Source organism: Saccharomonospora glauca K62 (genome assembly GCF_000243395.2).
In the GTDB taxonomy this organism is placed as follows: Bacteria; Actinomycetota; Actinomycetes; order Mycobacteriales; family Pseudonocardiaceae; genus Saccharomonospora; species Saccharomonospora glauca.
This window is the reverse complement of record NZ_CM001484.1, coordinates 587,532-597,088: the sequence shown is the minus strand read 5'-3', so window position 1 is coordinate 597,088 and position 9,557 is coordinate 587,532. Positions and strand designations below refer to the sequence as shown.

6 protein-coding genes (1 of these 6 only partly in view) are annotated in these 9,557 nt (G+C 69.6%); 4 read left to right on the top strand and 2 right to left on the bottom strand.

Annotation, left to right across the window (positions count from 1 at the left end):
* The 4 genes in view from SACGLDRAFT_RS02895 to SACGLDRAFT_RS02880 are tightly spaced (at most 45 nt apart) and all read left to right on the top strand, a layout consistent with a single transcriptional unit that may run on beyond the window.
* Positions 1–180: the final stretch of a DUF1707 SHOCT-like domain-containing protein gene (locus SACGLDRAFT_RS02895; RefSeq protein ID WP_005461621.1), read on the top strand. It extends 456 nt beyond the left edge of the window; 180 of the gene's 636 nt are visible here — the last part of the coding sequence; its start codon lies off the left edge, out of view; the stop codon is at positions 178–180.
* A gap of 45 nt (positions 181–225) precedes the next feature.
* Positions 226–1,179 (top strand): deoxyribose-phosphate aldolase, encoded by a 954-nt coding sequence (gene deoC, locus SACGLDRAFT_RS02890; protein WP_005461619.1) that lies wholly within the window; start codon positions 226–228, stop codon positions 1,177–1,179.
* 2 nt (positions 1,180–1,181) lie between these two features.
* Entirely contained in the window at positions 1,182–2,621 is a 1,440-nt protein-coding gene (locus SACGLDRAFT_RS02885; RefSeq protein WP_005461618.1) for an aldehyde dehydrogenase family protein, read from the top strand.
* Positions 2,608–3,471 (top strand): aldehyde dehydrogenase family protein, encoded by an 864-nt coding sequence (locus SACGLDRAFT_RS02880; protein WP_005461617.1) that lies wholly within the window; start codon positions 2,608–2,610, stop codon positions 3,469–3,471. The genes SACGLDRAFT_RS02885 and SACGLDRAFT_RS02880 overlap by 14 nt, the downstream gene beginning before the upstream one ends.
* 101 nt (positions 3,472–3,572) lie before the next feature.
* On the opposite strand, the gene SACGLDRAFT_RS02875 is transcribed toward SACGLDRAFT_RS02880, so the two are convergent.
* Together SACGLDRAFT_RS02875 and SACGLDRAFT_RS02870 are read right to left on the bottom strand one after the other, a co-directional pair.
* Positions 3,573–6,815, bottom strand: a complete 3,243-nt coding sequence (locus tag SACGLDRAFT_RS02875; protein ID WP_005461615.1) for a S8 family peptidase — start codon at positions 6,813–6,815, stop codon at positions 3,573–3,575.
* A gap of 161 nt (positions 6,816–6,976) precedes the next feature.
* Positions 6,977–9,505, bottom strand: coding sequence for a DEAD/DEAH box helicase (locus tag SACGLDRAFT_RS02870; protein WP_005461612.1), 2,529 nt, complete (start codon positions 9,503–9,505; stop codon positions 6,977–6,979).
* Positions 9,506–9,557: the final 52 nt, after the last annotated feature.

The window sequence follows — 9,557 nt, the reverse complement described above, 5'->3', positions numbered from 1 at the left end:
GACGTCGCCGTGGAGGTCACCGGCGTGGGCATCATGGGCGCGTTCGAGACGAGGAACAAGAAGGGCGCCTCCCCGACCGCGCCTCCGAACGCTCCCGTCGTCAAGGTCACGGGGCTGGCGTTCTGGGGCGGCGTCGAGGTTAAGCGCGTGCCGCGCGACAAGATCAAGAAGATCGAGTAGTCCGCGGCCCCGCCGCCCCCGGTTCGCCGGGATACCCTTTCGGCCATGGCAACAGCTACCCTGCCGGCCGAGCTGACCGACGCCGTGCGTGACGATCGCAGTCTGCGCCGGTTCCTGCACGGCCTGCCCGGTGTGGACCAGGTCGGCGTCGAACAGCGTGCCGCGAACCTGGCCACCCGCAGCATCAAGAAGGCCTCGAAGCTGTGGGCGATCGACACCGCGATCTCCATGGTCGACCTGACCACGCTGGAAGGCGCCGACACTCCCGGCAAGGTGCGGTCGCTGGCCGCCAAGGCCCGGCGGCCCGACCCCGACCACCCGGACACCCCGCACGTGGCCGCCGTGTGTGTCTATCCCGATCTCGCGGCGACGGCCGTCGAGGCACTCGCCGGCGCCGACATCGCCGTGGCGAGCGTGGCCACCGCGTTCCCCTCGGGACGAGCGAGCCTCGACGTGAAGCTGGCCGACGTGGCGCTCGCGGTGTCGGCCGGCGCCACCGAGGTCGACATGGTGATCGACCGAGGGGCGTTCCTTTCGGGCCGCTACGGACAGGTGTTCGAGGAGATCCGGGCGGTCAAGCAGGCCTGCGGTGACGCACACCTGAAGGTGATCCTCGAAACCGGCGAACTCGCCACGTACGACAACGTCCGCCGGGCGTCGTGGCTCGCCCTGCTCGCCGGGGGCGACTTCATCAAGACCTCCACCGGCAAGGTATCGCCGGCCGCGACCCTGCCGGTGACCCACGTGATGCTGCAGGCGGTGCGCGACTGGTACACCGTGACGGGCGAGCGGCGCGGGGTGAAGCCCGCGGGTGGCATTCGGAGCACCAAGGACGCCATTCGCTACCTCGTTGCCGTGCACGAGGTGGCGGGCCCGGAGTGGCTCACGCCGTCGCTGTTCCGTTTCGGTGCCTCAAGCCTGCTGAACGACCTGTTGCTACAGCGACGCACCCAGATCTCCGGCCACTACAGCGGCCCCGACTACCTCGCATTGGACTGATCGTGAGCCAGTGGGAATACGCGCCCGCGCCCGAGTCGCGCGACGTCGCGAATCTGAAGCCGAAGTACCGGCCGTTCATCGGCGGCGAGTTCGTCGACGGCTCCGGTGACCCCCTCAAGACCGTCAACCCGGCGACCGAGGAGGTCCTCGCCGAGGTCGGCACCGCCAGCGCGTCCGATGTGGATGCCGCGGTGAAAGCCGCGAGGAACGCCTACGAGCGCGTGTGGGGCCCGATGCCGGGCGCCGAGCGCGCGAAGTACGTCTTCCGACTCGCCCGCCTCATCCAAGAGCGTGCGCGGGAACTCGCGGTGCTGGAGACGTTGGACAACGGCAAGCCGATCAAGGAGTCGCGGGACAGCGACATCCCCACGGCCGCCGCGCACTTCTTCTACCACGCCGGGTGGGCGGACAAGCTCGACCACGCCGGGCTCGGCCCCGACCCGCGTCCGCTCGGAGTGGCCGGCCAGGTCATCCCCTGGAACTTCCCGCTGCTGATGCTGGCGTGGAAGGTCGCTCCCGCGCTGGCCACGGGGAACACGGTGGTGCTCAAGCCCGCCGAGACCACGCCGTTGACGGCGCTGGTGTTCGCCGAGATCTGCCAGCAGGCCGACCTGCCGCCGGGCGTGGTCAACATCGTGCCCGGCGCGGGCGACATCGGCGCCGCGGTGGTCGAGCATCCCGACGTGGACAAGGTGGCGTTCACCGGCTCCACCGAGGTCGGCAAGCACATCCAGCGCACGCTCGCGGGCACGCGCAAACGTCTCACGCTCGAGCTCGGGGGCAAGGCGGCGAACATCGTGTTCGACGACGCCCCGCTCGACCAGGCCGTGGAGGGGATCGTCAACGGGATCTTCTTCAACCAGGGCCACGTGTGCTGTGCGGGCTCCCGCCTGCTGGTGCAGGAGTCCATCGCCGAGGAGCTGCTCGACAAGCTCCGGGCGAGGATCTCGACGCTGCGGCTGGGCGACCCGCTGGACAAAAACACCGACATCGGAGCCATCAACTCGCCCGAGCAACTCGCCAAGATCACCGAACTGGTGGCCTCCGGCGAGCGGGACGGGGCGCAACGGTGGAGCAGTCCGTGCCCGCTGCCGGAGAAGGGCTACTTCTTCGCTCCCACCGTGTTCTCCGGTGTCGAGCAGTCCATGCGCATCGCGCGGGAGGAGATCTTCGGGCCGGTGCTGTCGGTGCTGACGTTCCGCACGCCGGACGAAGCCGTCGCCAAGGCCAACAACACGCCGTACGGGCTGTCGGCGGGAGTGTGGACGGAGAAGGGTTCGCGCATCCTGTGGATGGCCGATCGCCTGCGCGCGGGCGTGGTGTGGGCCAATACGTTCAATCGGTTCGATCCCGCCGCGCCGTTCGGTGGCTACAAGGAATCAGGATTCGGGCGCGAGGGCGGCCGGACGGGTCTGGAGGCGTACCTGCATGTCCAGGGTTGAGGTGGCGAAGACCTACAAGTTGTTCATCGGTGGGAAGTTCCCGCGTTCGGAGTCGGGGCGCAGCTACCCGGTGACCGACTCCAAGGGGCGGTTCCTCGCCAACGCCTCCCACGCCTCGCGCAAGGACGTCCGCGACGCGGTGGTGGCCGCGCGCAAGGCGTTCGGTGGTTGGTCGGGCACGACGGCGTACAACCGCGGGCAGGTGCTGTACCGCGTCGCGGAGGTGATGGAGGGGCGGCGGCAGCAGTTCGTCGCCGAGGTGGCCGCGTGCGAGGGCCTGGCGACCCGCAAGGCCGAGTCCGTTGTGGACGCCGCCGTGGACCGGTGGGTGTGGTACGCCGGGTGGACCGACAAGCTCGCGAGCGTGTTCGGGGCCGCGAACCCCGTGGCGGGGCCGTACTTCTCGTTCACCGTGCCGGAGCCGACGGGTGTGGTCGGCGTGCTGGCTCCGCAGAGGTCGTCGCTGCTCGGACTGGTGAGCGTGGTGGCGCCCGTGCTCGCCACCGGGTGCACCGCCGTGGTGGTGAGCAGCGCCGAACGGCCGTTGCCCGCCGTCACGCTGTCCGAGGTGCTGGCGACCTCGGACGTGCCCGGCGGCGTGGTGAACGTGCTGACGGGACGGGCGGCGGAGCTCGGGCCGTGGCTGGCGTCGCACGCCGACGTCAACGCCATCGATCCCACCGGCGCGGATCCGGCGGACCGCGTCGAGATCGCCCGTGAGGCCGCGGGCACCGTGAAGCGGGTCCTCGACGTGCCCGACGAGGAGCCCGACTGGACCGCGCGGCCGGGCCTGGGACGGCTGCGTACGTACCTGGAGCCGAAGACGGTGTGGCATCCGATGGGGGTCTGACCCGTACGGAAACCGCGGACACGCGTGCACAACTTGCGGACACGCGTGCGTGGGGTGCGGACACGCCGGGACGGCGGGTTCGCACCCCACGGGCTTTTCGGCTACTTCACCGGGTAGGCGCCGACGATGGTCTGCTTCACGTCGTTGCCGTCGACGTCCTTCGCCACGGCACGCAGCGAGACGTCCCGCGTGCCCTCCGGCGCGGTCACCGTGACGGCCCCCTCCTCATACGGCACGGCCTCCCACGACCGGCCGCCGTCGAACGACACCTCGACGCTCAGCGACGCCAACTCGGGCGTCTCATCCGAGCCGTTGCGCTCCACCCAGACGGGAATTCGCAGTTCCTCACCGGCCCGCGCGGCGTGATCCTCCCCCAGCTCCGGCGCGAACCGCACCGCGAGCAACGGCAGCGGCGCCGAGGTCTCCTCGTGCTGCGACCGGAAGATCCACTCGGCCTTCACCACGCGCGACACCGACGTCACGTCACTGGCGTCGGCCTCCGCCACCAACCGGTACTCGCCCGCCTCCTCGGGCACCTCGAAGTACCCGAAACCGGCCTGGTCGGACTCGTCGTAAAGGTCGCCGTCGCGGTACAGCTTCGTGGACCCGCTCGCCGCGAAGAAGCCGGAGCTGCCGGGCGCCGACTCACTGTGCAGCGGAGCGTCCACCCACACCAGGTTCCCCTCGCGGCCCGCCCACGGGGACACCGCGGTCCGCGGGAACGCGGGGCCGAACACCGGCGTGTTCCACCAGCGCGTGCCGTTGTCGCCGGGCTCGAACACCTCCGTGTGCGACAACTGCCCCGCGAACGCGCCGTTCTCCTCGGCCGAGCGGCTCAGCCACAGCACCGAGTCCCACCGCACGCCGGGCGTGTAGTACTCGGTGAGCGTGAACGGCAACGTCCCCGACACCAGTTCACGCTGGCCCGTCACACCCGCGCCGACATCGGTGTGCACGCTGGTGACCTTCGCCAACTCGTCGGTCGAGACCTCGTACGTCAGCTCGTCGGGCACCCCGCGTTTCTCGGTCCGACTCAGATGGATGGCGTACGGGCTGTTCGCATAGCCGCCGTTGCCGTCCGGACGCGCGTGCTCGGTCCGCAGCGTGAACTCGAACGTCTCGTGCGTGGTCTGGGACGGCGCGAAGTACATGTCCTCCGCGCTGGTGGCCCCGGTGATGATGGCCAGCTCCGAACCATCCTCGGCCCGCATGGTGGCCCTGACCTCCACGGAGCCGATCTCGGCGTCGGGCACGTCCACCGACACGTCGAACGGGACGGCCGTCCGGGCGTCCAGCACGAGAGCGCGATCGCCGTCCATCTCGACGGCCGGCTCGTAGAACGACACGAAGCCCGGCGAGTCGGCCTCGTCGTCGACACGGACCTCCATGAAGTAGCCGGCCTTCGGCAGGCGCAGTGAGATCTCACCGGTCTCGAACGTGTCGCCGACGGCCGGCTGCCCGTCGTGTCGCATCAGGAACACGTAGGGGTCCTTCGCGACCTTGCCGTCGCGGTCGAGCACCGTCAGGTCCAACCGGTAGCTCTCGACCTCCTGCTCGACGCTGATCGGCGTGATCACCGTGGTGTCCTCGGACTTCGCCGTCACCGTACCGCCGTAGAGGCCGTCGGGCCCACCCACCGTCGTGTCGACCGTCACCGTCGCCTCGGCCTCGCCACCCGCGGGCACCGTCAGCCGAGCGGGCTCGACGGTGATCATTCCCGCCGGGGTCGCACCGTCCGGACCGGACAGCTCCCCGGTGAGGTCGAGGGTGACCGGCTCGTCCGAGACGTTCGTGTAGGTGATCGTCTTCCGCAGCGGTTCGTCGTCGGTGTGAGGCCACTCCACGACACCCAGGCTCAGACTCGCGGGCGAGGCGAGCACCGACTGTCCGAGCGCGGCCGGGACGTCGATCCGCCCCGCGCCCTGTTCGAACACGCCGAGCTGCTCGTGCGCCCGAGCGCTGCCCAGTAAAGCGGCCTTCAACTCATCGGCGTCCCACTCGGTGTGCTGCTGTGCCAACAACGCCGCCGCCCCCGCCACGTGCGGTGAGGCCATCGACGTCCCCGACAGCGCGACGTAGCCTTCGGCCACCGGGTCTCCCAGCTGCGTGCCCCCGGCTTGCGCGGAGACGATGTCCACGCCCGGCGCCGTGACGTCCGGCTTGACGGCCCGGTCCCCGGCGCGAGGGCCGCGGCTGGAGAAGTCGGCGAGCTCGTCGTTCTTGGTGACCGCGCCCACCGTCAACGCGGCATCGGCGCTGCCGGGGGTGGTGACCGTGGTGGCTCCGGGGCCCGCGTTGCCCGCGGCCACCACGAACAGGGCTCCCGTCTCCTCCGTGAGCCGGTTCAGCGCCTCCGACATCGGGTCGGTGCCGTCGGTGACGAAACCGCCCAGGCTCATGTTCACCACGGAGGCGTTGTTCGCGGCCCACTCCATGCCCGCGAGAATCCAGGACTCCTGCCCGCTCCCGGCTTCGTTGAGCACCTTGCCGATCACCAACTCGGCGTCCGGAGCCACCCCCCGGTACCGGCCGTCGCTCGCGTCGCCGTCACCGGTGATGATCCCGGCCACATGGGTGCCGTGGCCGTTCTCGTCGTCCGTGCTGCCGGTCCCGGTGAAGTCCTCGGCCTCCACCACCGCGTCCGCGAGGTCGGGGTGGGAAGCGTCGATTCCCGTGTCGAGCACCGCGACCCGCACACCCTTGCCGGTCAGGCCGTGGTCGTTCCACGCGGTGTCCGCGCCAATCTGCGGCACGCTCTCGGCCAATGTCGCCTTCACCGGCGCGTCGAGCCACAGCCGCTCGATCTCCGCTCCCGGACGCAGCATCGGACGGACGCTGTCCCAGAACTTCTTCGCCTCGGTCTTCTCCGTCTCCAGGGCCGCGCCCGAGATGGCGGCGAGCGACCGAGTCTCCACGGCGGCGCCGTCGGCCGTTGTCCGCGCCCGGATGCCGGGCGAGGCGTTCTCGCGATAGGACACCAGCACGGGCACGTCGTCGCGGGCCCCGTCGTGGTATCCCGCCTCGACCAACGCCGTGACGTTGAACAACCGCTTGTCGAGCGTCCCGTCGGCGATCAACGCCGCCGCGTCGTCGGGGACGACGTAGACCGCGTCGCGTTCGACGTACTGCCGGTAGCCCACTCGTTCGCGGCCCTCGGCGGGCACGAACTCGGCATCGCCCCGCACGACGTCGACCACGACCTTGTCCCCGGTCACCAACGTGACGACGGGCTTGCCCTTCGCGGCCTCGACGGCCATCGCCGGATTCGGCGCCGCGTACGCGGGCGCCGTCGTCACGGCCGTGGCCGTCGCCGCGGCGATCGTCACGGCGGACGCCACGGCCACGGTGCGGACTCCAATTGTCCGTTTGCGCACCTGATTGGCTCCCCTCAGTAATCAACTGGGCGGAGCCATAGTGCCCGGAGTGTCACAGCTCACGAATCGGCCGGGCGGTTGTTCGGATCACACGCGCATCGGCCATTCGGCCGATCACCGCGGAGGGCGGGTCAGGTCTCGCCGACGTCCACGACGCGGATCACGGCACCACCCGCCTCGTCCGAGGCCGCGAGGTCGACCTCGGCGCTGATGCTCCAGTCGTGGTTGCCCTCGGGATCGTCGAGGATCTGCCGGACCCGCCAGAGCTCCCCCTCCGGCTCGATGATCAACAAGTTCGGACCGCGAGCGTCGGGGCCGGTGCGGATCTCGTCGTAGACGTCGAAGTACTCGGCCAGCGCGTCCTCCCACGCCTCGGCGTCCCAACCGGACTCGGCGTCGAGTTCGCCCAGGGCCTCGTAGTCCTCGCGGGCGGCGAGCTGCACCCGGCGGAACATCTCGTTGCGGACGAGCACCCGGAAGGCGCGTTCGTTGCGCGTGACCGGCGGTGGCCCCTCGGACTGCACCGGCTTGCCGGAATCGTCGCGCTCGACCGCGTCGGGGTTGCGCAGCGCCTCCCATTCGTCGAGCAAACTGGAGTCGACCTGGCGCACCAGCTCCCCGAGCCACTCGATCAGATCCTGCAACGGCTCGGTCTTCGCGTCGTCCGGCACCGTGCGGCGCAGCGTGTCGTAGGTGTCGGCGAGGTAGCGCAGCAACACGCCCTCCGAGCGGGCGAGTCCGTAGTAGCCGATGTACTCGACGAAGTTCATCGCGCGCTCGTACATGTCGCGCACGACCGACTTCGGCGAGAGTCGGTAGTCGGCCACCCACGGTTGCCCTTGCCGGTACCGCGAGTACGCCGCCTCCAGCAGCTCCTCCAGCGGCTTCGGGTAGGTGACGTCCTCCAGCAGCTCCATCCGCTGCTCGTAGTCGAGCCCTTCGGCCTTCATGGCCGCGATCGCCTCGTTGCGCGCCTTGAACTGCTGCTGGGCCAGCACCTGCTTCGGATCGTCCACAGTGGCCTCGATGATCGACACCACGTCGAGCGCGTACGACGGCGACTCCGGGTCGAGCAGCTCGATCGCGGCCAGCGCCAGCGGGGACAGCGGTTGGTTCAACGCGAAGTCGAGTTGCAAGTCCACGGTGAGCCGCACTCGCCGACCGTCGGCGTCGGGCTCGTCCAGCTCCTCCACCACGCCCGCGGCGAGCAGCGAACGGTAGATCGCGATGGCCCTCAAGATGTGCTTGCGCTGCGCGGGCCGGTCCTCGTGGTTGTCCTCCAGCAGCCGCCGCATGTGGGCGAAGGCGTCCCCCGGCCGCGAGATGACGTTGAGCAGCATCGAGTGGCTGACCTTGAAGCTCGACGTGAGCGGCTCGGGCTCGGCGGCCACGAGGCGGTTGAACGTGCTCTCGGTCCAGTTGACGAACCCCTCGGGCGCCTTCTTGCGCACGATCTTGCGCTTCTTCTTCGGATCGTCGCCCGCCTTCTCCAGCGCCTTGGCGTTCTCGATGACGTGATCGGGTGCCTGCACCACCACGTAGCCGTCGGTGTCGTAGCCCGCGCGCCCCGCCCGGCCCGCGATCTGGTGGAACTCGCGTGCCTTGAGATGGCGCTGCCGGGTGCCGTCGAACTTCGTCAACGCCGACAGCACCACCGTGCGGATGGGCACGTTGATACCGACGCCGAGCGTGTCGGTACCGCAGATCAGTTTCAAAAGCCCGGCCTGAGCCAGTTGCTCCACCAACCGTCGGTACTTGGGCAGCATCCCCGCGTGGTGGACCCCGATGCCGTGGCGCACCAGCCGCGACAGCGTGCGCCCGAACCCGGCCGAGAACCGGAAGTTGCCGATGGCCTCGGCGATGGCCTCCTTCTCCGCGCGCGAGCACACGTTGATGCTCATCAGGGCCTGCGCCCGCTCCACGGCGGCGGCCTGGGAGAAGTGCACGATGTAGATGGGCGCCTGGTTCGAGTGCAACAGCTCCGACACCGTCTCGTGGATCGGTGTCAACGCGTAGCGGAACGTCAGCGGCACCGGGCGCTGCGCCGAGGTCACCACCGCCGTGGAACGCCCCGTGCGCCGCGTGAGGTCCTTTTCGAAGAAGGACACGTCGCCGAGCGTGGCCGACATGAGCAGGAACTGCGCCTTCGGCAACTCCAGCAGCGGCACCTGCCACGCCCAGCCGCGGTCGGGCTCGGAGTAGAAGTGGAACTCGTCGGCCACGACCTGACCGATCTCCTCCACGTCGGCCTCCGGGCCGAGTCGCAACGCGAGGTTGGCCAGGATCTCCGCCGTGCAGCAGATGATCGGGGCGTCGGGGTTGACGCTGGAGTCGCCGGTCATCATCCCGACGTTGTCCGCGCCGAAGATCTCCACGAGGGAGAAGAACTTCTCCGACACCAACGCCTTGATCGGCGCGGTGTAGAAACTGCGCCTGCCCTCGGCCAACGCGGCGAAGTGCGCACCGACCGCCACGAGGCTCTTCCCCGAACCCGTGGGGGTGGAGAGGATGACGTTCGACCCCGAGACGAGTTCGATGAGCGCCTCTTCCTGCGCCGGATACAGTTCGATGCCGCGCTCGCCCACCCAGGTGGCGAAGGCGTCGAACAACGCGTCGGGATCAGTGTCGCCCGGAAGGCGGTCCGTGAGAAAGTCAGTCATCGTGCCTTAGATCGTGTCACTGAAGTGCCGATCCCGTGAGGGGTGATCGCGG

Bases quoted from the DNA above. Each gene is read 5' to 3' on its own strand.
- deoC (WP_005461619.1), top strand. From the start codon at position 226: ATGGCAACAGCTACCCTGCCGGCCGAGCTGACCGACGCCGTGCGTGAC.
- SACGLDRAFT_RS02880 (WP_005461617.1), top strand. From the start codon at position 2,608: ATGTCCAGGGTTGAGGTGGCGAAGACCTACAAGTTGTTCATCGGTGGG.
- SACGLDRAFT_RS02870 (WP_005461612.1), bottom strand. From the start codon at position 9,505: ATGACTGACTTTCTCACGGACCGCCTTCCGGGCGACACTGATCCCGAC.